The following is a 24872-nucleotide window of genomic DNA, read 5'->3' on the forward strand; positions in this document are numbered from 1 at the left end:
CCCCACTTTCATGAAGTTTCTCCTCCTCTTACTTCTTGGAAGCCTCAGCATCTCCTCTGGCTTCGCCAACAAAAACTATAAGACGCTCGCGAAAGAGCTCTTCAAACAGCCCGACGTCTCGGACGTTCGCCTCACCCCTGGAAACCGTGGCCTCTCCTATCTCTCGTCGCGTAAGGGAATCAGCAGGCTCGAGCTGCTCGACTTGGAATCTGGCCGGACCTACACCGCGTCCGTAGAGGATACGCCTGACATCTACGACTACTACTGGATCGACCGGGATACCGTACTCTTCTTCGCCCAAAAGCTGGGCACTCCCATCGGGGCCTACACCGCTAGCTACAAGCTCGCTAGCGTAAAGCCAGCCGACTTCTACCGCGTCTACGACACCCTTCCCGATACCGAGAACCTCTACATCGGCAAAGACGACAACTTCGACGAAAAATTCAACGACCTCTACCTTATCAACGCCAAAAACGGATCTAGAAAACGCATCGAGGAAAACGACGGGACAATACTCGCTTGGTTTACCGACAAGGACGGCGTCACCCGTATCCGCTACACTATCGACGAATACGAACGCGACCGCTACGCCTACCGATCCAGCGCGGACGACGATTGGCGAGACATCGATATCAATGGACATCCGGTGGGCGTTCTCTTCCACGGAGGCCCCGACGAGTTTATTGTATTCGTTCGGCATGACGGCGACGCAAGATTCGCTGCCTACACCTTCAACGGCGCCAAAAACGAATACGTCGATACTGTTCTGGAGCACGAAGAGTACGACATCCTCTACAACCTCATCGTGGTCGATCCCGAGACGGAAAAAACCTACGGTTTCCAATACGATCTTCAAAAACCGAAGACATATTGGCTCGATCCAGAAATGGCGGAAATATCCGCTCGCATCGATCGCCAACACCCCGCTACCTTCAATCAAGTACTGGGCTACGACGCTGAGAAGCGTTCCGTCGTCTACCAGCGCTTCAGCGACAAACGCCCCAAGGAGTGGCTACGCTTTAACATCGAGACGGGAGAGGAGGAGCTGCTCCTGCAAGAGCTTCCCGAAATCGATACCGAGCAATCAGCGAAAACGGAATCGATCACCTACCTCGCTCGAGACGGGACGAAGATTCACGGCTACCTCACTCGAGCAACGAGCCACAGTTTTCAAGCCCACAAAGCCCTGCTAATGATTCATGGAGGGCCGCGCGCTCGTGATCGCTGGGGCTGGGATGCCGAAGCTCAATACTTTGCAAAACTGGGATACCATGTATTGAAAATCAACTACCGGGGCTCCGAAGGCTACGGAATCGAATTCAGTCCGTACTCGCACATCGACTCCATCGAAAGCAGCGTCCGGGACACCGTAGACGGAGCTCGCTGGCTGGTGGACCAGGGGCTGGCATCTCCGGGCAAAATCGCCATTTACGGGTCGAGCTTCGGTGGGCACGTCTCGCTCTGCAGCGCAGCAGCCGAACCAGAGATTTTCTTCGCGAGCATGGGTTACGCCGGCGTCTACGACTGGCCTACCCACCTCGACAAGGCATTCGAGGAGCAACCGGTGTACGCACGGCTGAAGACCAACACCTACTACCCAGACTTCGAAAAAAACCGCGCGCACTGGTTCGCGGCATCCGCGCTGCCTCAAGCAAAGAAGATAAGCTGTCCCGTTTTCCTCATCCACGGACGCTCCGATGAAACGGTTTCCGCCACCCAATCGCGCCGCATGCACAAAGCGCTCAAGAAAGCAGGAAAGCAGAGCCAACTGAAGATTCTGAGCTTCAACCGGCACGGATTCACCTTGGAGAAGAACCGCATTTCCTTCTACTCAAGCCTCGCTGAATTCCTGGAAGAGGCATCGCCCTAGCCTACCCCAACTCTTTTGCGCAAGCAGCCATAGGTTTCGGGCGTCAGGACAGCTGTGAGGAACACGCGCACCATAATCCTAACCCTCAGCTTTGCCTGGGCTTCGGTTTCCACAGCGATAGCAGGCTTCAAACTGCAAGCTCCCGCCGGCACGTTTGCCCCTTCGGCTGAGATAACCCTGGCCCGACACGATGTCGACCAGCGTTCAACCGTACGCGTGTCAGCGAACCAATCGAATAGCGACGGATCCCTCGAGCTCGAACTGGGACAGGAACCCGGGATCTACGTGCTGAAAGGAAGCGACGCGGCTGAGATTACGCTGGCGGTCGCGGAAGCGGAAACGATCAAGCTCAACCTGCGGGAGGGGAAACTGGTCGCTCACGGGTCTCCCGGAACCCAAATCCTCGAAAACTACGAATCCTTTCGCAAAGAGTCGCTCGCCCGGCTCGTGTATCCAACTCGCCGAAACATCAAGCAAGCGAAGTCGCGAGGAGCGTCCGACGACGAAATCGTTCGCCTCACCCAAGCTGAAGTCGACGCCTACCAAGAGCATCTACAGGAGCTTAACGATTTCGTGATCGAGCGAGCGAAAGATACCATGGCCTTGTACGGAGCGTCCCTTCGCTTAAGCGGCGACTACCGACTCCAAGAACTCTCTCAACTCGTGGAAGCGTTCGCAGAGAGACACGGACCGATCCAAGCCACCCAAAGCCTGCGGAAGCGAATCGATACCGCTCGCACAGTTGCCATCGGCGGCGTCGCTCCCGAGCTGAAAGGGAAGACTTTGGAGGGAGACGAGGTGTCGCTCAGCCAATACCGAGGGCGTTACGTGCTGGTCGACTTCTGGGCGAGTTGGTGTCCTCCTTGCCGTCTGGAAAACAAGCACTACTCCGAGCTCGTCAAAAAAGTCGCAGACAGGCGGTTCGAGATTTTCGCCGTGAATTTGGACACGACCGAGAAGGCATGGAGCCGAGCCGTTGAGCGAGACCAAGCGACCTGGGTGCACGTTTCCGACCTCCAAGGCTGGAATTCTCCGCTCGCAGCCGGCTACGGCGTAACCGCCCTGCCCGCTAGCTTCCTACTCGATCCGGACGGTCGCATCATCGCCAAAAACCTGAGAGGCGAAGCCCTAGACAATGAGTTGAGGGACCTCGGACTGCTCTGAGTTCGAAAACAGAGAAACGCTCGAAAACGCCCTCTCGCTTCCCCGGGGGGGCCGCCACGTCCCTACCGTCTCGGCTTCCAGCTAGCTATAATTTGCATTGACAGCCTTACTCGCCTCTAGTCCATTTCAGTTGCTTAATTTAAGGTTAAATTAAATCGAGCCACTTACCCGCCTCCCCTTGCCCTGTTCCCAAATTTCCGTTCCCCACCCAAGAAGCTTGAAATTGATTTAACGCTTCATCCTACCCTCGAATTCCTCCCCCCTTTAAATAGGGCAGCCCCAAGTACTCCTCCGAGAAAACTTCACTTCGACATCAAGAACGCAAATTTCCGAATCTATGATTTAACGTTCTATCTTTGAGATTTACAGCATTTATCCCAAGCCAGTTTTCTATCCCAAGCCCTAACAAACTCCATTCGAGAAACTCCATTTCCCCATCCAACAAGCAGCTTGGAAAGTTCGCTACCAATCCGCCTTTCCCTCTCTTGCTGGCTGTCCCCAAAACCACGCAACCCAGTCAAACCTACAATAAATCGCACATGAACAGACCTAGATACGACCAATCGAGAAGGCTCACGGGCCTTTTCCTGCTGACCAGCTCGCTCGCCATGGCGGGCACTGTCGCCAACGCCCAAGACGACGTAGAGGACGAAGAAATCTTCGAACTCTCACCCTTCGAAGTCACCGCCGACGACTCGACAGGCTACCGAGCAACCGCATCCTTGGCGGGCACGCGCATCAAAACGGACCTGAAGGACATCGCCTCCTCCATCAGCGTCGTCACAAAAGACTTTCTGCGCGATACCAACGCCACCGACAACCAGTCGCTCCTGACCTACACCACGAATACCGAAGTCGGCGGCGTGGGAGGCAACTACGCCGGCGTCGGCAACACCTACATCGACGGCGTCAGCGAAGCGGCCAACTTCGCTTCCCCGAACAACAACACCCGCGTGCGCGGACTGGATTCGGCCGACAATACCCGCGACTACTTCCGCTCCGACATCCCTTGGGACTCCTACAACGTCGAACGCGTCGAGCTGCAACGCGGACCGAACTCCATCCTCTTCGGAATCGGCTCCCCCGCTGGTATCATCAACACCGGCATCAACCGGGCAAACTTCTCCAACGACAGCCAAGTTGAAATCGGCTTCGGCAGCTTCGGTTCCATCCGCACCACCTTCGATACCAACAAGACCTTGATCGAAGACGAGCTAGCCGTTCGCGTTTCCGTGCTTAACGAAAACCAGAAATACCGACAACGTCCAGCCCACGAGGACGATCGCCGCCTCTTCGTAGCCCTACGCTACAAGCCGAACTTCATGAATACCGATTCGATTAGCACGCTCGTTCGGGCAAGCTACGAAGACGGCGACATCGAGGCCAATCGCCCCCGCGTCCTCCCGCCGCAGGATCGCATCACGCCTTTCTTCGACGCGAACGCCATCAACCGCCAGACTTGGGACCCCTACTACGCTTGGGAAGCCGGCGTGATCGGTTACCAAGGGTCCACCATCGACGGCGAGACCAAGAACTACTGGACCGTGCAATACCCCGGTCCCAACATCCAAGCCACGTCCAACCCAGTCTTCGTTTTCGACGGTGCTAGCTCTTCCATGCCCGCAAGCTGGATGCAAGCCGGAGCCACCACCAACTGGGGTATCAACTCCGAAGGCAATCGCGACGCAGGTATCGACGGCATCCCTTACGGTTCCAACATCGGCATCGCGTCCTTCAACGAGTTTGCCCAAAACGCCAACTACAACGGCGAGCCCGGATACCCTGCTGCCGAATCTGGCTTCTATAAGACCAAAGCCCTCACCGACGACTCCGTCTTCGACTTCTTCAACGTTCTCATCGACGGACCAAACAAGAAGGAATGGCAGAACTGGGACGCCCACAACCTCGCCTTCGAGCAAACGTTTCTCGATAACAAGCTCGGCTACGAGGTCGTGATCGACCGCCAATCCTACCAAGACGGCCAGACCCGTAACCTCAACGGATCCTACATCTCCGTGGACATTCGCGAAAACCTCATGTACTACCCATGGGCTTACGAGAGCGATGGAGTCGTCGTGAAAAACCCGAACGCAGGGCGCGCTTTCGTCGGCTCCTCCACGCGCGGCACAAATTCCGCCCGCTTTACCGAACGTGAAAACGACCGCCTCACCGCTTTCGCGGATCTCGACTTCCGCGATATGCTGGGCGACAACGCTATCGGCAAGCTCCTCGGACGCCACACCATCAACGGCGTGTATTCGGACACTTCATACGAAACCGAATCACGAGACTGGATCCGCTACGCCGTGGAGCCTTCCTGGTCCGACGCGTACGGAAACGAAAACGGCGGCCTCGTAAACGGGGATGTCGTGCTCGACTGGATGACCTACCTGAGCGGCGACCTCCGAAACACAAGCTCGGCAAGCGGGTTGCAGCTAGCTGGTATCACCGGGATCCAGAACATTTCTGGCAGCTACGACATTCCTTACTTCGATTCCACTTGGAATGCGTCCGTCTCGCCCGGCGCCGCTTGGAACGACCCCACCATCATCAACGGAGAATCCCAAGCGAGCTTCCAGTCCGAGAATCCTCTCAACTACGTTGGTTGGGTCAGTCGTCCTTTCAATATTCTCAACGCGGACGAGGGAGATATCGACCAGCTCTACACCGGCGTATCCAAAAACCTGATCACGACCAAGTCCAAGGGAATCACCTGGCAAGGTCGCTTCTTCGACGGACTCGTCGTTCCGACTTGGGGCTATCGCGAAGACACGCAGTCACTGATCCAAGGCAACTCGACCGCAGCGTTCGAGGACAATGGAGTTGCGAAGGTGAATCCTGACTACACGGGCGACGAATTCTCCATCACCGGTAGCAGCACCAGCTGGGGTGTCGTAGTACACACTCCTCAGTTTATCGCCGAAAAGCTCCCAGCGGGCACGACAGTGTCGCTCAACTACAACAGCGGACGGAACATGCGCGTCGAAAACCGCTTCGGCTTCGGCGGCAACCCTCTGCCCAACGCCGCCGGTTCGACCGAAGACTACGGCTTCGCAATCTCGACCCTGGACGATCGCCTCACCTTCAAGGCCACCTTCTACGAAACGAAGGTAGAAAACGCAAACATCTCCAGCGTATCCAGCGAAACCGCGACCCTCGGAAACAACACTTACTACCTCCGCAACCTCGAGGCTTGGGGAACCGCATCCGCGCTCCTCGACCTGGCTGGCCGCGAAGTATCCGCCGATCCAGATACCTATGCAGACTACACCGGCGTTCTGGGCTGGGGCTGGTACTGGAACTGGGCTCAAGTTGACGGAAACGGCGTCGCAGGAGCCGAAGACTTCCCCGGAGCTTGGGACGCGGCTTACAACGACGTAAGCTCCGACGTGTTCACCGACCACCCATCCACCATCGCCCAAACCGAGGCGGTCAACTCTTGGTTGGCGCAAATGAACGATCAATCCTGGTTCGACGCTTACGGTTTCTCCGTGGACGTGGACAAGGTTAAGGCTGGCGACTGGATCGGCGGCATCGAAGGATGGACTCCCACAGCTGGCGTTGGCGGCGTTCAACCCGCAGGTGGCGGCCGAATCAATGGCGTTTGGCCAACCGGCACCGTTTCGTACGTGTCCAAGGGCGTTGAATACGAACTGCTCGGCAACCTCACGAAGAACTGGTCGGTTGCCATGAACGTCTCGAAGACCGACGCCTACCAAACCGGCTTGGGCGAAGATCTCGTCAACTACATCGAAGCCGCATACGAAAAGTACCAAAGCCCAGCCGGCGATCTCCGACTCTGGTGGGGTGGCGACAACACCGTGCGCGCCTACTTCAACAACAACATTTGGGCAGCCTACCAGTTCCAAGTCCAAACCAACGGCAAGCTCGCCGCCGAGCTCTCACCGTGGTCCGCGAATCTGGTCACCAACTACACAATCGGAGACGGCGCTTTCGCAGGCCTGAACCTCGGTGGCGGATACCGTTGGAAAGACGGCAAGATCCTCGGCTACGGTCTCAACGCCGCCCAAGACAACCTCGATATCAACAAGCCCTACTGGAGCGACAGCGAAGGCCACTTCGACTTCTGGGCTGGCAAGAACATCGACTTGAACGACCGCGTCACCTGGCGCGTCCAGCTCAACCTCCGCAACGTTGGAGAAGACCCGAAGCTAAAGCCACTTTCCGTCCAACCGGACGGAAGCCCGGGCAACTACAGCATCCAGGAGGGCATGACTTGGCAACTCACCAACACCTTCTCGTTCTAGCGGTAGCTTGAACGCCACGATTGGACCCTTCGCAAGGAGGGTCCTTTTTTGGGGCCACTCCAAATGCAGTGGAATCACTCCCGCAACACGGAGGTCGTCCCTCCATTTTCATTCGTTATGGAGGGACCGGTTCCACCCGGTCCGCTATGCAGCAGCCGGTCGCCGCCTCTTCCTTACTCCAAACCAGCCAAAGCCGCTTGAGCCGCAGAGTGATCCGGATCAATCGCCAAGGTTTTCTCAAAGGAGGCCCTCGCGTCCTCCACCTTTCCGTTCGCTTGCTGCAAGGTGCCACGCTTGAAGTAGACCCAGGCCTCATCGGACTTAAGAGCGATCGCTGAATCGTATGCTGCGATCGCATCGTCGAAGCGTTTCTCCTTCTCAGCAATCAATGCCGCTTCGAGGTGACCCATGTACGGATTGATGCGGGCGATCTGCGCCGCATGCTCTTTCGCCTTCTTCATGCTGCCACCGCCGATCGCCGGCGCATTCATGTAGTAGCGCGAAAGCCCGATGTGGGCGCCAAGATGGTCAGGATCCGCTTTCACCGCAGCCTTGTATTGGTCCATGGCCCGCATGTAAACCGGCCCTGCTTGGAACATGTTCATCTCCTGGCCTCGCAGGATCAAGGCGTATCCATAATCTGCAAGATAGTCCGCATTGTCCTTAACCAAACGGTTCGCCTTTTCCAACGCGGCAACTGCAGCCTCGTTTTCCTTCAATCCGATTAGGGCCTTACCGAACAGATAATACGCTTCGCCGCTCCCTCCGTCGGCCCCTGTCAACGCTTCGCCAATAGACTTTGCTTTCGCCCAATCCTCAGTTTCTACAGCATTTCGCAAATCATCTATTTCACCGGCATGCCCAGCTGCGCTAGCAGACACTGAAACCGTCACGAGGACCGCTACACTAATCAATCTTTTCATAATCGTATCCATTTATTGGATTCTCCAATCAGATCGACCGCAGGATCTCCTGCGGATTCGAGCGGGTGATGCGATCCGAGACGAACCAAGTGGTCGCCACGCTGGCCAACGCGATGACGAGGATCAAAAGGAAGCTCGCCCCGAAGAAGAAGGCATCGAGATTTCCTCCAAACTGTTGATAGTAGCGATAGCTCGCAGCGAATAGCCCAACGCCGATCACGCAGCCCGCCGACAGAGGAACGACCAATCGCCGTACCACCAATCCATTGAGCTGACCAATTTTTGCGCCGAGCGCCAATCGGATCCCCCACTCCCGAGAACGTTCCGATACGTTGAACGCCATTTGCGAGCCAATGCCGAAGAGCGACAGCAACAGTGTCGCGCTCCCAAAGCCGACAAATACCAAATACATCAGCGACTGTATGGAAAGCTGCCGTTCAAGCACGGAATCTATCGTTTCCATGGTGATTCCCACTTCCGGATATTGCTGTTTCATAAGCGTCTCAAAACGCTCAATGTTGAACGCATCAGCGTTTCGTACACGCGTGACAAAGGTGCCGAAGATCCATGGTCCCTGCTCGTAAGGAACGTATATCATGGGCTTCGGGTCGTCCGTCACATTCGTTTGGGCATAGTCACCCACCACGCCGACCACCTGGCGAAACTGAGGTACCAGCCATGGCATGATTTGCACCTGCTGACTCATCGGATCTTCGCCCGCAACCAGGAACTTTTCCACAAATGCTTGATTGACCAAAGCGACTTTCTGGGATTCCCGATTATCCCACTCCGAAAAGTTACGTCCAGAAACGAGCGAGATGTCCAACGTATCCAAATAATCTTTACTGATGGTGTTGTAAACTGCCGTGATAGCTTCCTCGCGTTCAGCCGCCAAATCGCGCCCCTGCATCTGAAAACCGAATTCAAGATCGTATCCGGCCAGCGGAGGACTGGAAGACAGCACGCTTTCGACCACTTCCTCCTGAGACTCAAGCCATTGATCCATCTCCGTGTAAAACGCGGCGAGCCCAGGCAAGTCGAACATGCGCGATTCCCCCGGCGAAACCGTGATCATAACCAAGTCGTCCTCCGAAAAGCCAAGCTCAAGGTCTTGCAAGCGACGGTACTCGTGTACAACGAGCAACGCCGCCTGCAAGATTGCTACTGCTACCGCTATCTGGCCCACTAGCAAAGCGGCGCGGCTGCGGCCGCTTTCACGGCTCAAGCCGTGGCGAGACTCGCCGCTTTTGATGATGTCATTGGTATTCGCTCGCACCACCTGCACCGCTGGAAGCAGGCCAAAACTGAGACTGGAAAGAAGAGCGATCAGGCCGATGGTCCACGCCAGATCCGCCGTCATGCCGACTTCGTTGAGGCGCGGCAAAAACATCGCCGGCAGCACGGAATCGATATTTGCGATGAAGAGCGCCGCCAAGCCCCAGCCGACAGCGCAGCCCGCGAAGCAAATCGCGCACGACTCCATAAAAGCCCGGGCCATCGCCTGCTTCGGACTCTCGCCAATCGCCTGCCGCACCCCATTCTCCGAACGACGCTGCAGGCCGCTGATCAACTGGATGTTGGCGAGGTTCAAACAAGTCGCGAACATTACAAGGCTCACTGCCACCAAGATTAAAAGCAGCGGAGTCGAATAGTCGCCGACGATGATCGTCTGCAACGAATCCATCGTCGCACCGCGACGACGATTGGTACCGGGAAACTGCTCCTCTAGATCGTCAGCGATGCGCGCGAGCTCCTGCCTCGCCGCTTCTGGACTCACTCCCGGCTTTAAGCGGCCGACCACGTTCCAATAGCGAGCGTCACGCACGAAGTACTCGCCCGTGACATCGGGAAAAGGAGTCCAGACATTAACGAAGGACGGCTCGTTGAAGGTCTTCGGCATCACGCCCACGACCTGGTATGCCGCCTCGTCCAACCAGATGGACTTCCCGACGATCTCCCGATCTCCACCGAACTCCTTTCGCCAGAGCTCATAGCTGATGACGACCGACCGGGCTGCCTCAGAAGAGAAGTCGTCAGGGCTGAAGAACGTGCCGAGTTCGGTGTGGATCTTTAGCACGTCCGCAAAGTCCCTCGTCACGCGCGCCCCGAAAAGCTGCCGCGTGTTGTCGAACTCGTCCTTGTAGTTCAAATACTGCGAGCGGTACCCAAACAAACCGGTAAAGGACTCCTGCCGCTCGCGGAAGTCGCGAAAATCGGCCAATGCCATGAAGTTCACGACCTCCCCCGTCTTTTCGTCGACCGACTGAATCCCGTAGAGCTCATGGCTTTCCGGAAAGGGCAAAGGCTGACGGACCACCGTGTCGGTGATGGTCCAGAGAATCGCTACGGCAGCCGAACCGAGAGCGAGCAAAGCGACTGAGAGCAGGGCTTGGAAGGGTTTGCGTTTCCAGTAGCGGACGGAATCGCGGACAAGGAGGCGAGGGTAAATCGACATGATCGGAGTATGGCGTAAGGTTCGACTTTTGTGACGTGCCAAAGGTCATGTTCGGGGTAAAAAACCGCCATGCCTTTGGTCATCCCCTTCTACCCTCTACCCCAGGGAGAGAGTCCAGGTTGCAGAAAAGCAGCTCTTGCGAGAGCCAACACTCGCCTCAGATCAAGCCCAAGTCGCGGGCCATCAATGCCGCTTGAGTCCGATCCAAAACCCCCAGCTTGCCGAGCACGTTCGAAACGTGGTTCTTGACGGTGCCTTCCGCCAGCGAGAGGTGCCCTGCGATCTCCTTGTTGCTGCATCCACGCGAAAGCCAAACAAGCACCTCCTCCTCTCTTACCGAAAGCGGTTCCAGCAGCTTGACTGCCTTCTTTTCCGTAGCAGCTGGCGCAGACATGCGGGAAAACTCCGCCAAAACCTTAGAGGCAATCGACGGCTGCAGGAAGGACTCCCCCGCGCTGACCGTTCGAATCGCGTCAACCAGCTGCTTCGACGGCGTATCCTTCAAAAGGTAGCCGGACGCTCCCGCCTTCAAAGCCTCGAAAACCCGCTCGTCGTCGTCAAAGGTAGTGAGCGTCAGGACGTTCACCTCGGGCAGTTCCTGCTTGATCGCCTTCGTCGCTGCTACCCCATCCATAATCGGCATATTCAGGTCCATCAAAACGATCGAAGGTTTGAGCCTTCGACAAGCCTCCAAGGCTTCTTGCCCGTTGGCGCAATCGCCTACGATTTCCAGCGATTCGTCAAGGGACAACAATGTCCTCAAACCTTCGAGAAACAAGGACTGGTCGTCAGCCAATACTATTCTGATGCGATCGCTCATCGTGGTAGGGAAATGCTTAGCCGAAAACCGTTACCGGGCGAAGTATAAAAGGAAACCTCTCCATCCAAAAGTTGGATACGCTCCCGAATTCCCATGATTCCGAAACCGCCAGAGGTTCCCGAGCAGCCTTTTCCGTTGTCACAGACTTCCAGTCTCACCTTTTGCCGCTCCGAAAGGTCCAAGCTTAAGCTCACTTGCGACGCGTCCGCGTGCTTCCTCACGTTGGTCAAAGCCTCCTGAGCGCAGCGATAGAGAGCCGACTCCGATGCGGCTGGCATCGCCTCGTCTCCTTCCACCAGCTCGAAATCAAGCTGAATAGCTGGACCGAACGAACTCTTCAAAAGAGCCTCCAAAGCCCGATGCAACGGCATTCCGTCAAGCGGAGACGCCCTCAAGGAGGCCACCGAGGAACGTACCTCAGCCAGCCCTCGCTTCGTCACTTCCTGGGCTTTGTCCAAAAAAGCAGCCGCCTTCTCTCGATCGCTGCTCAGCAAGGCCTTCGCCGTTTCCAGCTGCATGTTCACCACCGTGAGCGAATGCCCGATAGTATCGTGAATTTCTCGAGCAATCCGGTTCCGCTCTTGGGTGGCGGCCAGCTCTTCGACTTGCCGGCTGAACGCTCGAAGCTTTTCGTTCGCCCTGTCCAACTCGACCGAGAGGGCAAAGGCCCGACTGCGAGAGTTCCGCTCGCGGCGAAAGATGTAGAACATCATCGCCGAGAAAAAATAGCCAGATATCATGGTAACCACATCCGCCAAATTCATCCATCCGCCCCACATCACCCGTCCTACCAAAACCCAAGCGAGGCATTGGTACAACAAGTACGCGGCTGCAAGCCAGAGCGGAAAAATGAGAGTAGCGAAGCCCGCTACCACGAACATCAGAACGTAGTTGAATCCGAAATACGCAGTGTTGAGCTGGGTCACATAAATGTAGGCGAAACAGCTCGGCCCGAAGACCAGCAGGAACAGCAGGATCTCTTGCAAACGCGAAGGAGATTCCGATTTCAGGGCAGCGTCGCCAGCATTAAAACCGATTCCCGCCCTCTCCACCAAGTAGCCCTGTCTCAACCAAGCAGCGCAAAACACCGCCCATAGCAGCACCTGCAAAATCGTCAGGCCAGCGCTCAGCTCCTTCTTCGCATAGGCGAACGGCAAAACGAGCGAGAGCAACATCAGGCAGCCACCAAAAATAGCGAAAATGTAGTTGTTGTTACGCTCCACCCGTTCCGCTTCCGCCCCCGCTCCGGTTTCCTCGCAAACCGGCGCACCTATCTCGCTCTTAACCATAAGGTAAGGAAGCTAGCGCAAAGGCCTCAAAGATGTCATGTGCCAAAAGTCACGCCTCCCCCCGAACGATTCGCCCGGAAAAATCGATCGAATCCGATGAATAAAACCCAATTCCGGTACGTCCCAACCCGCGAACAACGAATTTAACCCGACAACGATCCATGAAAATGAAAGTCATCAGCACCCTAACCCTATTAGCCGTCATTGCCGCCTTCACTTTTCCCAGCTCCGCTCATGCCGGCGACAAAGAAAAAGCCCTCGTGGGCGGACTCATCGGCGGGCTCATCATCGGCGCCGCCATCGCGGACGACGACAACCACACGCACGTCAGCGTAGGCTACCGCACCGGCGGACATCGCGGACACCACCACGACCACGGATACTGGAAGTGGGTTTCGGTCAAGACTTGGGTCCCCGGCTACTACGAGCGCAGCTGCGACCGCCACGGACACGTACGCAAGGTTTGGGTATCCGGGCACTACACCTACCACAAGGAAAAGGTTTGGGTAGAGACCCGTCGCCATGGACACGGCTATCGCGAAAGCCGCCGCTACGACGACCGCCACGACCATCGCTACGGAGATCGCCATAGCAGCAGAAGGGGCCAGGTCGTCAGACGATTCTAGCACACCATACACACAACTGCAGGTGGCCTCGGAAGCGGGGCCACCTTTCAAGCCAGCTCAAAAAATTCGATCCTTCCCTTTTTTAACAAATTCCTGCATAAACAAGCTTCCATCCCATGAAAAACGCACCGGACATCAGCCAAGACCACGCACGGCTCCTCATGAGCCAGTTGCTCGATGGTGAATTGGACGCATCCGATGCCTCTCGCTTGGATAGCTACCTGCAAGCCCACCCAGAGGCCCAAGACTGGATGGAAAACCTCGATCTGGTGCGGGACGCCTCAAACGCGCCAACAGCCTTGCAGGATCATTCCGCATCCATTTCCTCGATACAGGAGTCGATCGCGAAGGAGGGAATGGCGAGTTCCGGAAACAAGCTCATCTCCTTCCCTGCCTTTGTACGCTCCTTAGCGGCTGCAGCAGCCGTGGCCATCGTAGGGACGGTCACTTGGATGGGCCTACATCCGGAAGCGCACGCTCACTACGAACCTAATGTCGTAGAGTTCGTAGCCACCGACCTGCCAGGAGCCAGCACCTATATCTATCCTGACGAAGAAACTGGCTGGACCGTGGTCTGGGTCGACTCAGACCCGCTAGAAGCCAACAAAGGCTAAAGGCGCCTCCGCACACTTGAAGCAATAATGAACGAAGCCCTCATCTGATACATGAGGGCCTTTTCGCGTCTCGACTAGTCGACCTCGATCGCCGCCTGGCTCTTTACCAAGTCGTCGATCTGCTTCATCTGCTCGAGGAAGCCTTCGAGGCGATTCAAAGGCAAAGCGCAAGGACCGTCGCACTTGGCATTGTCCGGGTCCGGGTGAGCCTCCAAGAAAAGCCCTGCGATTCCCACTGACATGCCAGCTTTCGCCAAGTCGAAAACTTGTCGGCGACGCCCGCCCGCTGCCGTCGAAGTCCCCCCGGGAATTTGCAGCGAATGCGTTACGTCGAAGATCACTGGATACCCGAACTCCTTCATGATACCAAAGCCCAACATGTCCACCACCAGGTTGTTGTAGCCAAAGCTGGAACCACGCTCGCAAAGCATCACCCGGTCGTTGCCCGCCTCATTGAGCTTTTTGATGATGTGCCCCATTTCGCGCGGAGCGAGGAACTGCGCCTTCTTCACGTTGATGATCGCGCCCGTTTTGGCCATCGCCACCACTAGGTCCGTTTGGCGGCAGAGAAACGCGGGGAGCTGGATGATGTCGCAAACCTCGGCCACCGGAGCTGCCTGATGCGGTTCGTGCACGTCAGTGATAAGCGGAACGCCAAAGGTTTCCTTGATCTCGGCCAATATCTCCAAGCCCTTTTCCATCCCAGGGCCACGAAAGCTGTTGATGGAGGATCGGTTCGCCTTGTCGAAGGACGCCTTGAAAACGTACGGAATGCCAAGCTTGTCGGTAACCCGCTTGTACTCGCTTGCAATTTCCAGGGCCAGATCGCGCGATTCGAGCACGTTCATGCCTGCGAGGAGCGTAAAAGGCTGCTCGTTGCCACACTTGATGTTTCCGATTTCGATAAGCTTGGACATGGCCTCGTTCTTCCCTGTTTGTTTGACTTCGCCAACCAAAATCAACACCGCTGCCCTTAAAACTTCCCAAAAACTCTCAACGAACAGCCATGTCCAAACGCCGCTACTTCTGGATAGACTTGGAGATGACCGGACTCGACCCGGCCAAAGACCGAATCGTCGAAGCCGCCGTGATCATCACCAACAAACAGCTCGAGCCTGTATTCGAATGGGAAAGCCCCGTACGCCAGCCACCGGAGGTCCTCGACAGCATGAACGACTGGTGCAAGCACCACCATGCCGCCAGCGGGTTGCTCGACCGTATCCAAGACGGAATTACAGAAAAAGAGCTCGACGAAAAGCTGTGCGAAATCGCCCTCAAGTACTTCAAGAAGAAAAATCCCTGCGTCATCGCCGGCAACTCGATCGCTCAAGACCGTAAATTCATCGACGCTTACCTCCCCAACTTCTCCAACCGCCTGCACTACCGCATGCTCGACGTCTCCAGCTTCAAAATCGTATTCCGAGAAATGCTGGGGCGCGAATTCAAGAAGGAGAACACTCACCGCGCCATCGACGACATACGCGAATCCATTGCCGAGCTGCAGCATTACATGAGCGCCATCGACGCCTCGAACTTGCCGCCCATCGACAATACGCCCAAGCCCCAGGAGCCCGCAGCCAGCGAATGAGGCGTATCGCAAGCCAGGCAGCCGTCCTTTTGAGTCTCGCTCTCGCGTGCTTGCCCCTTGTCAGCGCCGCTCCGCAAAGCGAGCTCAGCTTGCGCCAAAAAGAACGCCTGATTGAAGCCATCGGCAAGAGGCTTTCTTCCAGAGCCTACGCCTTCGAAACCGACTTCGGCCAGTGGGAGAGCTTGGCGAAAGATCGTTGGCACGAAATCGAGAAAGCGGAAACCAAGGAAGAGCTCGCAACAGTCCTCGGCGAAGCTCTCGACAGTTTCGACCTATCGCACCTCGGCCTTTTTGCCCCGAGCACCGTAAAAGACAGACGATCCGGCAAGCGTTCGGGCATGGGCATAACGATCCATCCCCTGGAGGACAGGATGGGTGGACTCATCAGCTACGTGCTAGCAGACAGCCCTGCCTCTCGCTGCGGACTGGAAAAAGGCGACATCCTTACCCACATCGACGGAGAGCCCATGCTGGAGATCAAGCAATTGGCCGGCACTTCCGGACAAAAGAGGCAAATCACATGGCTTCGCGGCGGGCAGGAGATGTCCTGCGAAATCGAATACGCGAGCTTTTCGCTGTCCGAACCCAGCTCGCTCACTTGGATCCGCGAGGACGTCGCCTTGATTCGGGTGCAAAGCTTCCTCCCCAAATTCTACAAGGCTGGCCGCATCAACAAATTCTTTCGCCAAGCGAGAAACGCCAAAGGAATCATCATCGACCTGAGAAACAATCGCGGAGGGCTTTCCTTCTACTCAAGACACCTCGCCTCGAAAATCGCGTCGCCCGAAACAACATTTGCCTCACTGGCCGACAACAAAAGCGAGAACCAAGGAAAGAAGCGAAGGACCGTTCGCCCTCTCCCTCTTTCCAAGAACTACGAAGGCGAAGTCGTAGTGCTCGTCGATTCGCTTTCCGCCAGCGCCGCGGATATCGTGCCCGCTTTCGTTTCGGAAAACGAGCTCGGCACCGTCATCGGGCAACGAACGAGCGGAGCCCTGCAGCTCGCTAAAAGCTATCCGCTTCCCTACGGCTTCCGCATCTACTTGCCGATCGCAGAGATGCTCACGCCCAACGGGCTACGACTCGAAGGCGTAGGGCTCGAGCCTGACATAGCGCTAAGCCTAGAGGAGACGATCGACGACAGTAAGATTCTGACAACGGCGCTCCAAACCATCGACCGCACTCAAGAAGGCTCAGAATAGAACCCATCGATCTTCCGGGCTACGTCGCGAAACGAAATGTCGTTGGCGTAGATCAGCTTGTAACGGCGAATCGCTTCTTCCCGCTTGCCCAGCGATTCGCAACATTGAGCTGACGAGTAAAGCACGTCTTTCTTGAAATTGTCCATGCCGTGCGAATCAGCGATCGCCTTGTCGAACTGCTCCAAAGCCAGGTCGTACAATCGCTTCTTGGAAAAGCTTCGTCCCAACATCACGCAGGAGCGCTGCTTCAAGCTCGTTCCCCGCTGGGCAACTTGAAACTCTTTGATCGCCTCGTCCACCTTGCCCGCAGCAAGGAGCAGCTCGCCGAAGTTCAAGCGCTGGGCATAGTCGTTGGGAAACTGCTCCACCATTTTCCGCGACTCTTCCAGCTTCAAAACTTCAAGCTCCGCCTCCAGCTTTTCAATACGCTCGACCGGGGCAGGCCCCGATTCGCTGTGCAACTTGCTCAGCTCCAATTCCGTGGCCTTGATCATGATCTCGCTGCGCAAATGCTTGAGAGCGATATCGGATTCCGACTGCGGAAGCAGGGCCGCCTTGTCGAGCCAAGCCAAGGCCTCCCGATAATCGTCCGCGTACAGGTAGGCTTTGACGATTTGCTTGTAGAGATCGAGATTCTGCGGATCCTCGTGAATTTCGTCGATCAGCTCACGGGCGCGGACCCTGGCGCCTTGGGCATCTTGAATGATGCGATTTTGTTGCTCCAAGGCGTCCGAGAGCTCCTCGTCCTTAAGCTTGGAACGAAAGTCCTGCTCCTCTTCGGCCCATTTCCCCTTGTTGATTGAGTGAGCGACGGAAGCCGACTTCACCAGCTCTTGGATTATGGAGCTGTCCGGCTTCATCCGCTTCAGTTGCTCGGCGATCGCAACCGCTTGATTGGTCTCTCCAACCTTGATCAAGGCTTCGCAATAGCGCTGCATCAGAGCGAGGTCCTTGGTCTCCCTTTCGTAGATCTTCTTCAGGCAAAAGACCGCCGTCTCGTAAAACCCCAATGACTCCGCGCCCGCTGCCACAAGCGACAAAGCGCCCTCGTGCAGCGGATCGCGCGTCAGTGCACGCTCTCCGTAAGCCATCGCCAACGCGGCATCCTTTTTCAGATACGGTTTCCCGTACATGACGACAAGTCCCGCTTCAAGCTTGCAAACGAAACGCTGCAACCACCCACGTCCCCGCTTCGTGAATACACTCTGCTGAGCCTGCCTGAGCAATTCCCGAATCTCCAGGCACCCAGGATTCTCCAGCAAAAGAGACGAGCAAATTTCAACGCAATACTCGAAGTTCCCACGTTCCACCGCAGTTCGGGCATTGCTGAACTGCTTGCGAACTCTCGCGTCTAATTCCTTGAGGGAAACTTCAGGCATCGGAAAGAATCTAGACCAACTCTAGGTCGGCCTCAACCGCAGCGAGCAGTTCGTCGAATGCAGCCTTCACCGCAGCATCGGTTCGGGCCTCCACCAGAAGCCTAATCTTGGGCTCGGTCCCGGAGTAACGAACCAGCAGACGGCCATCTTCTCCGAGCTCGGAATCCAACTTCTCGATACAAGCGGCTATTTTCGGACATTCTGGAAGCGGCGTCTTCTCGACAATTCTAAACGCCTTCGAAATTTGAGGAAACGCAGCGTAAACGCTCGCTAGCGACGAAACACCGGCTCCGGATCGCCCAACGGCGTCCGCCATCGCAACCGCCGCTACCAGACCATCCCCCGTGACCGCAAACTTTCCCACGACAAGATGCCCAGACTCTTCTCCTCCAAGCTGGTAGCCGTCACGCAACATCAAACGAGCGATGTGCTTGTCACCCACGTCCGTGCGTTCAGTCTTGATTCCCCTCCCTTTGAGAGCCGCGTCGAGCCCGAGGTTGCTCTGCACCGTGGTAACAAGCGTATCGCCGGGCAATTCCGAACGATCCTTCGCATCGATTGCCAAGGAAGCTAGCAAGGCTTCGCCTGCGATTTTTTCACCGCGCTCATCGAACATGACGAGACGATCGCCATCTCCATCGAAGGCAAAGCCATAGTCGTAATCGCCAACTGAATACAAAGCGCCAAGCGACTCCGGACATTCGCTGCCTACGCCAGCGTTGATATTGGTACCGTCCGGCTGGTCGGCGACCACAACAAGGTCCGCCCCTAGCTCGCGAAAAACTGCCGGAGCAATCTCTGACATTGCTCCATTCGCGCAATCCATCGCCACTCGCTTTCCAACGAGCAGCTTCGGCGGAAAGGCTGCGATGACAGCTTCTTGGTACCGATGACGCAAGGAGCTCCCATCCTCCAACGATACCTCAGCACCGGCATCGAATCCATTCGCTGAAACGTCGCCCACCGCGTCGTCGAGCGCTTGCTCCAGCGCTTCCGAGGGCTTGACGCCGCTCCCTTCGAAAAACTTGATTCCATTGTCGCAGGCAGGATTGTGCGAGGCGGTGATAGAGCAGGCCAAAACCGCATCGCTGACCCGCGCCGCAAAGGCAACGCAAGGAGTGGGAGCGACACCGAGGTCGAGCACAGTACCGCCCTCCCCGACGACCCCCGCTGCGAACGCTTTTAACAGCGCTACTCCCGACACCCGGGTGTCCCGTCCCACTACAACTAGCGGATCCGAGGCCGACAGCCTTTCCCGAGCCACTCGCACGGCCGCTTTGCCAGCGCGATAGGCTATTTCGTCGTTGAGAACCGCGCTGCCGTATTGGCCGCGAATCCCGTCTGTTCCAAAATGCTTTAAACTCATAGAGAGGCGTAAAAGTCTTTCGTGTCCGCCAGCTTGGATTTGAGGGCGCCCCCCAGGAGCACGTCTCGGGCAATGGCGAGCCCCGCCTCGATCGAGTCACATTTGCCCACGATCAAAAGAGCTGCAGCAATATTGAAGCAGACCGTATCCTCCAAGCCCTTGGGGGCCTTACCCGCGAGCAGCTCGTCGAGGATCCTCAAGTTGTCCTCCAATTCTCCACCTAACAATTCGGCCACGTCCGTCGAAGCCATTCCAAATCGCTCGGCCGTCCAAGTTTCGTCCAAGCTCGATAGGGCTCCAAATCCGCGAACTCGGTTTCGACCCACTACGCTAAGCTCATCCATGCCTCGTCCGTCAGCGAGCTCGGTATGGGCCACGATACCTGACTTCAGCCCCAGGGAACCGAGCGTCCCAGCCAGCATTTCGACTACCGAGGAAGCATAGACCCCAAGCAACTGGTGAGCCGGCCGTGCCGGATTAATGAGTGGTCCCAAAATGTTGAAAACGGTGCGTTGCCCCTTCGATGCAAGCTCTTGGCGAACTGGCATGATCTCCTTGAAGGCAGGATGGAAAGCGGGAGCGAACATGAAGCAAAAGCCCAACTCCTCCATGGACTTGGCCAAAGTAGCGTCGTCCGCCATCAGATTCACGCCAAGGGCCTCCAACAAATTGGCGCTGCCGCACTTGGAAGTGATCGACTTGTTTCCGTGCTTCAGAACCGGCACGCCCGCGGCTGCAAGGCCAAAGACCACCGTGGTACTGATGTTGAAGCTTCCAATCTTGTCTCCTCCCGTGCCGCAGACGTCGACCGCCGCATCCTGCCATTGCTGCAGGCCCGGGTCACGGGCCAGCTCGCGAAAGCGTCTAGCAATACCGGCAACCTCGTCTGCCACCTCGCCTTTCCGGGAGAGCGCAGTGAGAAAGGCCGCCTTTTCGCCGCGATCGACACCGGCCGATGCGAGCGAATCGGCTGAGTCCGCCGCCTGTTCCAGCGAGAGGTTATTTCCCTCTTCCACGAGTGAGGTGAGCTCGTTCAAATCCATAGGAGGGAAGATGTAGGCAGCTCCCTAGTGTAAAACAATGCAAAACACGCTCGCCAAATTCGCGTTTCCTGCCGCAAGTTACCGCCCATTGAACGATCCCTCATGGGCCTCGCGCTAATTTTGAAACAATAACTTGACGGGTGATAGGCCAAGAGTTATCAAGCGCAGCTTTTCTTTTAAGTAGAAGAACAACCGACGAACGAATTTACGTACAATGGCTAATCCAAAACGCAAGCAATCCAAGCGCCGCAGCCGCCTCCGCAGAGGTGCTAACCGTTTCGAGGCTCCCGAGCTCGCGAAGGACCCGATCGATGGTTCCGCATTCCGCCCACACCGCGTAAATCCGAATAACGGAATGTACCGCGGTCGCCAAGTTTTGGACGCTTCCATCTAGGAATCGCCCCCTGGGCAACCCACCCGCCTCAGCTAATCTAGCTTCATATGCTCGAACAGAAGAGCTCTTGCATCGCCATCGACGCAATGGGCTCGGACAAAGGTCCAGCTGAAATGGTCGCCGCCACAAAACTGGCGGTCGAGAAGGTAACTGACCTGAGGCCAATCATACTCGTTGGCGACGAAGCCGTCCTAAAGCCCTTGCTTGAAAAAGAAGGGCTTTCTTCGCATCCGCACGTCTCGATCTTCCACGCGTCCGAGGTCATCACCATGGACGACAAGCCTTTGGTCGCCCTGAAGAAAAAAAAGGACGCCTCCATGCTACGAGCCATCGAGCTCGTGAAGGACGGAAAAGCCAGCTGCGTACTAAGCTGCGGAAACACTGGCAGCCTCATGGCCGCCGGCACCATCAAGCTCCGCACCCTCGACGGAGTCGACCGTCCCGCGCTCGCCACCGTCATGCCGCGCAAACGGGGACACTTCGTCCTGATTGACGCCGGGGCCAACCCGACCGCAAAGGCAGAGCACCTGGTTCACAATGCGGTCCTAGGTAGCGACTACTGCCGTCTCGTGCTCGGAGTGAAGAATCCCAAGGTCGGACTCATGACCATCGGCACCGAGGAAGGCAAAGGCACGGACCTCGTCAACCAAGCCCACACCCTATTGAAGAAAGTCGACGGCCAGCAAATACACTATGCCGGCCTGATCGAAGGATTCCAGACCTTCGAGGAAGGCGTAGACGTGGTCGTCTGCGACGGCTTTACCGGCAATATCCTCCTCAAGGCCTGCGAATCCCTTTTCATGCTGCTCAAAGGCTTCGTAACGGAAGAGATCCAAGCCAATCTGATGCGAAAAATGGGCTATCTCCTGTCTAAAGGAGCCTTCGACGCCATCAAGAGCCAGCTGAACCCGGAACGCTACGGAGGCGCTCCGCTGCTTGGCTTGAAGGGAAACGTCCTCAAGGCCCACGGATCGAGCAACCGGGAGGCTGTCATGAACGCAATCCGCATCGCAAACGAGATCGTCAGCAACGACCTCAATCGCCACATCCTCGAAGACATCGAGAAGGCGAACAACATCATCTACAACGTCGACTGATTCTCCCTGCAATTTGCAGGTTGCATGAACAGTAAGGCTTCCCCATTGAGACAATCGCATGAGTCCTGCGCCTAGATCCGTAAAAATAAAAGGAACCGGTTCCTACACACCGCAAAAAGCGCTTACCAACAACGACCTGTCCAAGATCGTAGACACCTCTGACGAGTGGATCTTTACCCGTACCGGCATCAAGGAACGACGCATCGCCGGCGAAAGCGAAACCTCCTCCAGCATGGGAGCAGAGGCGAGCAAACGGGCACTCGAAGCCTCAGGCCTCTCCCCTGAGGAAATCGACGTAATCGTAGTCGGGACCATGACCCCCGACATGCCCTTTCCTTCGACCGCTTGTCTGGTCCAAGAAAAGCTGGGAATCAAGAATGCCGTCTGCTTCGACGTGGAAGCAGCCTGTTCCGGCTTCCTCTATATCCTTGAAATCGCAACCGGCCTGCTGGCAACCGGACGCTACCGCAACGCTCTGGTGATCGGTTCCGAAAAGCTCTCCAGCATCCTAGACTGGGAAGACCGAACCACCTGCGTTCTCTTCGGAGACGGGGCCGGAGCAGCCGTCATCGGTTTCGCCGAGCAAGGCGACGACTCCAAAATTATCGACTTCCGGCTGGGCGCCGACGGAAGCAAGGCCGACATGCTGCACCAACCTGGCGGAGGCTGCGCCATCCCGCCATCCCCCGCCTCTCTCGACGGCAGGCAACACTTCCTGAAAATGCGAGGAAAAGAGGTTTTCAAGCAAGCAGTCCGCGTCATGGGACAAGCCGCAGTGGAAATCCTTGAACAAAACGGGATAGAATCTGACCAACTCGCATGCGTTATTCCACATCAAGCGAATATGCGCATCATCGAATCGATCTCTTCGCGACTTAACATTCCAATTGAACGCTTTTTCTTAAATCTAGACAAATACGGAAACACCTCCGCCGCCTCCATACCCATCGCCTTGGACGAAGCCGCCCGAGCCGGGAGGATAAAAAACGGCGACACCATATTGCTCATCGCCTTCGGGGCCGGCCTCACATGGGGCTCCGCACTCGTTCGCTGGTGAGCCTCCTCCCTCGAAACACCACACCATCCCACGCAACGACCCTTCCATTGATGAACACCGCACTCCCATGCCGCGCTTCCCATTCCCGAGCCGGCCTCTTCGCCACGATCCTTCTATTCGCACTCACCTTCCTGAACAACACCTGGGCGGAATCGAAGATTTCCTGGTCTCCAGAAACAGGCTACGTGTCGGAAGAAGTGGACCTCTCCGGACTCTTGCCAGAAGAGCAGCAGAAGATCCTCAACTGGATGAACCGAGCCCGCGAAGCAGAGGAAAAGAAAAACTACGGGAAAGCAGTCAGACTCTATAAGCGGGTTTCCAAAAAGTACCCGAAGAACCAATACTCCCCAGAGGCCTACTATCGGACCGCCCTCATCCAGCTCGAACGCAACAAGATAGATAAAGCCTTCGAAGCCTTCAACACCATCGCTTGGGTCTATCCCAACTACGGCAGCTTCAACGAAACCCTCGGGGAGATGTACAAGATCGCCGTTGCTCGCCTGGAAACCTACCGCGACAAGATCTTCTGGGTCATTCCCGGATTCAAGAACACCGACCGCGCGATCCAATACTTCGAACGAATCGTAGCAATCGCCCCGTACAGCGATTATGCGCCCCTTTCGCTAATGAACGTCGCGAAAGCTTGGTCCGACAAGAATAGCGACGCCATGACCATCTTTGCCCTCGATCGACTGGTCACCAACTACCCGAACAGCTTCCTCACCTCCGACGCCTACCTCAAGCTGGCCCAAACCCATTACGGGCTGATAAAAGGACCGGAGTACGACCAACGCGCCACGGAAGACGCCATCACCTTCTTCGAGGACTTCCTGATCCAGTACCCGGAAAACCAGAACGTCGACCAAGCGGAAAAAGGCCTCGCCGGCGCCAAAAACATCCTTTCGCTCTCCAAGCTTAAGATGGGCGACTTCTATTATTTCAAGCGCTCGAAGTACGACGCGGCAAAGATTCTCTACAACGAAGCCATCACCATAGCGCCCCTCTCCCAAACCGCCCAAACCGCCAAGACACGACTCGAAAAGATCGACGCAATCGTAGCCAAGAACGAGGAAACCGTAGAAGAGGCCGCTCCTTCCAACGAGGAAATCCAAGAACAAGCCCGCAAGCGAGCCAAACGCCGCATTCTCGGCATCTTCTAGGGCTCTGAGCCACGAACCGCCGCTTGCCATGCGATCAATAGTACTGATTGGAGCCATCGCTACCCTCTTTCTCGGCGGATGCTCCGCCTATCAGATGGGCACCTCCAACGCGCTTCCCTACAAAAGTATCGTTGTCGCGCCCCCAACCAACCTTTCCACCCTGCCCCAGCTCGAAGGCCCCCTCAATGCCGCCCTTCGCCACGCGGTGCAAAGCAGCGTGGAGCTCTCTCTCGCGACCAGCAGTCCGTCCGACGCCACCTTGGAAGTATCCGTTCTTGAAATACGCCGCGATATCGCCGCAGTAAGCGCCTCAGACGTCGGCCGAGGCCGAAAGTTCGAGCTCACAGCCAACCTGGAGCTCAGCCTTAAAAAAGGCGATGGCTCCAACCAATACTTCTTCCAGGCCCGCCCGCTCACCATAAGGCAAGACATCTACACCGACAGCGGACTAGTGGACGCCGAGTACCAAGCGGTGCCGGAGATCAGCCGCCAGATCGCCGCCCGCGTCGCCGAGTCCCTGGTCGACGTTTGGTGAAACCATCCCAGCTCGCATCCGC

General features: G+C 56.6%; 20 protein-coding genes. 12 read left to right on the forward strand and 8 right to left on the reverse strand.

Annotated elements, in window-relative coordinates; all coding sequences use genetic code 11:
- Positions 1–10 precede the first annotated feature (10 nt).
- The 3 genes from IEN85_RS13220 (at position 11) to IEN85_RS13230 (ending at position 7302) form a co-directional block, all read left to right on the forward strand.
- Positions 11–1870 carry an alpha/beta hydrolase family protein gene (locus IEN85_RS13220; RefSeq protein ID WP_191617556.1) on the forward strand — a complete coding sequence of 620 codons (1860 nt, stop codon included), beginning with the start codon at positions 11–13 and terminating at the stop codon, positions 1868–1870.
- A 54-nt stretch (positions 1871–1924) separates the two neighbouring features.
- A complete protein-coding gene (locus IEN85_RS24790) occupies positions 1925–3034 on the forward strand; it encodes a peroxiredoxin family protein (protein WP_191617557.1) in 1110 nt (369 codons plus the stop codon).
- Positions 3035–3573: 539 nt separating this feature from the next.
- Positions 3574–7302, forward strand: a complete 3729-nt coding sequence (locus tag IEN85_RS13230; RefSeq protein WP_191617558.1) for a TonB-dependent receptor plug domain-containing protein — start codon at positions 3574–3576, stop codon at positions 7300–7302.
- 173 nt (positions 7303–7475) lie between these two features.
- Here the strand turns inward: IEN85_RS13230 and IEN85_RS13235 are convergent, their stop codons facing one another.
- From IEN85_RS13235 to IEN85_RS13250, 4 genes are all read right to left on the reverse strand, one after another.
- Positions 7476–8225, reverse strand: coding sequence for a tetratricopeptide repeat protein (locus tag IEN85_RS13235; RefSeq protein WP_191617559.1), 750 nt, complete (start codon positions 8223–8225; stop codon positions 7476–7478).
- A 28-nt stretch (positions 8226–8253) separates the two neighbouring features.
- Positions 8254–10680 (reverse strand): ABC transporter permease, encoded by a 2427-nt coding sequence (locus tag IEN85_RS13240; RefSeq protein WP_191617560.1) that lies wholly within the window; start codon positions 10678–10680, stop codon positions 8254–8256.
- A gap of 157 nt (positions 10681–10837) precedes the next feature.
- Positions 10838–11500 carry a response regulator transcription factor gene (locus IEN85_RS13245; protein ID WP_191617561.1) on the reverse strand — a complete coding sequence of 221 codons (663 nt, stop codon included), beginning with the start codon at positions 11498–11500 and terminating at the stop codon, positions 10838–10840.
- Positions 11497–12789 carry a sensor histidine kinase gene (locus tag IEN85_RS13250; protein ID WP_191617562.1) on the reverse strand — a complete coding sequence of 431 codons (1293 nt, stop codon included), beginning with the start codon at positions 12787–12789 and terminating at the stop codon, positions 11497–11499. Before IEN85_RS13250 ends, IEN85_RS13245 begins: the two co-directional genes overlap by 4 nt.
- A gap of 161 nt (positions 12790–12950) precedes the next feature.
- Here IEN85_RS13250 and IEN85_RS13255 point away from each other — a divergent pair, with 161 nt between their 5' ends.
- Both IEN85_RS13255 and IEN85_RS13260 read left to right on the forward strand, forming a co-directional pair.
- The gene (locus IEN85_RS13255) at positions 12951–13415 is read left to right on the forward strand and encodes a hypothetical protein (RefSeq protein ID WP_191617563.1); all 465 of its coding nucleotides are present in this window, start codon (positions 12951–12953) and stop codon (positions 13413–13415) included.
- A 116-nt stretch (positions 13416–13531) separates the two neighbouring features.
- The gene (locus IEN85_RS13260; RefSeq protein WP_191617564.1) at positions 13532–14029 is read left to right on the forward strand and encodes an anti-sigma factor; all 498 of its coding nucleotides are present in this window, start codon (positions 13532–13534) and stop codon (positions 14027–14029) included.
- A gap of 74 nt (positions 14030–14103) precedes the next feature.
- Here the strand turns inward: IEN85_RS13260 and kdsA are convergent, their stop codons facing one another.
- Complete coding sequence (gene kdsA, locus IEN85_RS13265; protein ID WP_191617565.1) at positions 14104–14946, reverse strand: 3-deoxy-8-phosphooctulonate synthase; 843 nt, start codon at positions 14944–14946, stop codon at positions 14104–14106.
- A gap of 89 nt (positions 14947–15035) precedes the next feature.
- Between kdsA and orn the strand changes: the two genes are divergently transcribed.
- Together orn and IEN85_RS13275 are read left to right on the forward strand one after the other, a co-directional pair.
- Positions 15036–15617, forward strand: a complete 582-nt coding sequence (gene orn, locus IEN85_RS13270) for an oligoribonuclease (protein WP_191617566.1) — start codon at positions 15036–15038, stop codon at positions 15615–15617.
- Positions 15614–16819, forward strand: coding sequence for a S41 family peptidase (locus IEN85_RS13275; protein ID WP_191617567.1), 1206 nt, complete (start codon positions 15614–15616; stop codon positions 16817–16819). Before orn ends, IEN85_RS13275 begins: the two co-directional genes overlap by 4 nt.
- Here the strand turns inward: IEN85_RS13275 and IEN85_RS13280 are convergent.
- Genes IEN85_RS13280 through trpD form a run of 3 tightly spaced genes read right to left on the reverse strand, consistent with a single transcriptional unit; the run spans position 16801 to position 20607 of the window.
- Positions 16801–18198 (reverse strand): tetratricopeptide repeat protein, encoded by a 1398-nt coding sequence (locus IEN85_RS13280; protein ID WP_191617568.1) that lies wholly within the window; start codon positions 18196–18198, stop codon positions 16801–16803. The genes IEN85_RS13275 and IEN85_RS13280 overlap by 19 nt on opposite strands.
- A gap of 10 nt (positions 18199–18208) precedes the next feature.
- A complete protein-coding gene (locus IEN85_RS13285; RefSeq protein ID WP_191617569.1) occupies positions 18209–19564 on the reverse strand; it encodes a phosphohexomutase domain-containing protein in 1356 nt (451 codons plus the stop codon).
- Positions 19561–20607 (reverse strand): anthranilate phosphoribosyltransferase, encoded by a 1047-nt coding sequence (trpD, locus tag IEN85_RS13290; protein WP_191617570.1) that lies wholly within the window; start codon positions 20605–20607, stop codon positions 19561–19563. Before trpD ends, IEN85_RS13285 begins: the two co-directional genes overlap by 4 nt.
- A gap of 214 nt (positions 20608–20821) precedes the next feature.
- Between trpD and rpmF the strand changes: the two genes are divergently transcribed.
- The 5 genes from rpmF to lptE are packed head-to-tail and all read left to right on the forward strand — an operon-like array spanning position 20822 to position 24850.
- Positions 20822–21001, forward strand: a complete 180-nt coding sequence (rpmF, locus tag IEN85_RS13295) for a 50S ribosomal protein L32 (protein ID WP_191617571.1) — start codon at positions 20822–20824, stop codon at positions 20999–21001.
- Between the two features lie 47 nt (positions 21002–21048).
- Positions 21049–22098: a phosphate acyltransferase PlsX gene (gene plsX / locus IEN85_RS13300; protein WP_191617572.1), complete on the forward strand. Its 1050-nt coding sequence runs from the start codon at positions 21049–21051 to the stop codon at positions 22096–22098.
- A 58-nt stretch (positions 22099–22156) separates the two neighbouring features.
- Positions 22157–23155, forward strand: a complete 999-nt coding sequence (locus IEN85_RS13305) for a beta-ketoacyl-ACP synthase III (RefSeq protein WP_191617573.1) — start codon at positions 22157–22159, stop codon at positions 23153–23155.
- Positions 23156–23205: 50 nt separating this feature from the next.
- Complete coding sequence (locus IEN85_RS13310) at positions 23206–24315, forward strand: tetratricopeptide repeat protein (RefSeq protein WP_191617574.1); 1110 nt, start codon at positions 23206–23208, stop codon at positions 24313–24315.
- A gap of 28 nt (positions 24316–24343) precedes the next feature.
- Complete coding sequence (lptE, locus tag IEN85_RS13315) at positions 24344–24850, forward strand: LPS assembly lipoprotein LptE (protein WP_191617575.1); 507 nt, start codon at positions 24344–24346, stop codon at positions 24848–24850.
- The last annotated feature ends 22 nt before the right edge of the window (positions 24851–24872 follow it).

This window comes from Pelagicoccus enzymogenes (genome assembly GCF_014803405.1).
GTDB lineage: Bacteria > Verrucomicrobiota > Verrucomicrobiia > Opitutales > Opitutaceae > Pelagicoccus > Pelagicoccus enzymogenes.

Excerpts from the sequence above, each read along its gene's own strand:
- rpmF (WP_191617571.1), top strand. The coding sequence starts at position 20,822 with ATGGCTAATCCAAAACGCAAGCAATCCAAGCGCCGCAGCCGCCTCCGC.
- IEN85_RS13255 (WP_191617563.1), top strand. The coding sequence starts at position 12,951 with ATGAAAATGAAAGTCATCAGCACCCTAACCCTATTAGCCGTCATTGCC.
- IEN85_RS13285 (WP_191617569.1), bottom strand. The coding sequence starts at position 19,564 with ATGAGTTTAAAGCATTTTGGAACAGACGGGATTCGCGGCCAATACGGC.
- IEN85_RS13235 (WP_191617559.1), bottom strand. The coding sequence starts at position 8,225 with ATGAAAAGATTGATTAGTGTAGCGGTCCTCGTGACGGTTTCAGTGTCT.
- IEN85_RS13230 (WP_191617558.1), top strand. The coding sequence starts at position 3,574 with ATGAACAGACCTAGATACGACCAATCGAGAAGGCTCACGGGCCTTTTC.
- IEN85_RS13260 (WP_191617564.1), top strand. The coding sequence starts at position 13,532 with ATGAAAAACGCACCGGACATCAGCCAAGACCACGCACGGCTCCTCATG.
- IEN85_RS13280 (WP_191617568.1), bottom strand. The coding sequence starts at position 18,198 with ATGCCTGAAGTTTCCCTCAAGGAATTAGACGCGAGAGTTCGCAAGCAG.
- IEN85_RS13250 (WP_191617562.1), bottom strand. The coding sequence starts at position 12,789 with ATGGTTAAGAGCGAGATAGGTGCGCCGGTTTGCGAGGAAACCGGAGCG.
- IEN85_RS13310 (WP_191617574.1), top strand. The coding sequence starts at position 23,206 with ATGAACACCGCACTCCCATGCCGCGCTTCCCATTCCCGAGCCGGCCTC.
- orn (WP_191617566.1), top strand. The coding sequence starts at position 15,036 with ATGTCCAAACGCCGCTACTTCTGGATAGACTTGGAGATGACCGGACTC.
- IEN85_RS13220 (WP_191617556.1), top strand. The coding sequence starts at position 11 with ATGAAGTTTCTCCTCCTCTTACTTCTTGGAAGCCTCAGCATCTCCTCT.
- plsX (WP_191617572.1), top strand. The coding sequence starts at position 21,049 with ATGCTCGAACAGAAGAGCTCTTGCATCGCCATCGACGCAATGGGCTCG.
- IEN85_RS13305 (WP_191617573.1), top strand. The coding sequence starts at position 22,157 with ATGAGTCCTGCGCCTAGATCCGTAAAAATAAAAGGAACCGGTTCCTAC.
- IEN85_RS13245 (WP_191617561.1), bottom strand. The coding sequence starts at position 11,500 with ATGAGCGATCGCATCAGAATAGTATTGGCTGACGACCAGTCCTTGTTT.
- IEN85_RS13275 (WP_191617567.1), top strand. The coding sequence starts at position 15,614 with ATGAGGCGTATCGCAAGCCAGGCAGCCGTCCTTTTGAGTCTCGCTCTC.
- trpD (WP_191617570.1), bottom strand. The coding sequence starts at position 20,607 with ATGGATTTGAACGAGCTCACCTCACTCGTGGAAGAGGGAAATAACCTC.
- IEN85_RS13240 (WP_191617560.1), bottom strand. The coding sequence starts at position 10,680 with ATGTCGATTTACCCTCGCCTCCTTGTCCGCGATTCCGTCCGCTACTGG.
- kdsA (WP_191617565.1), bottom strand. The coding sequence starts at position 14,946 with ATGTCCAAGCTTATCGAAATCGGAAACATCAAGTGTGGCAACGAGCAG.
- lptE (WP_191617575.1), top strand. The coding sequence starts at position 24,344 with ATGCGATCAATAGTACTGATTGGAGCCATCGCTACCCTCTTTCTCGGC.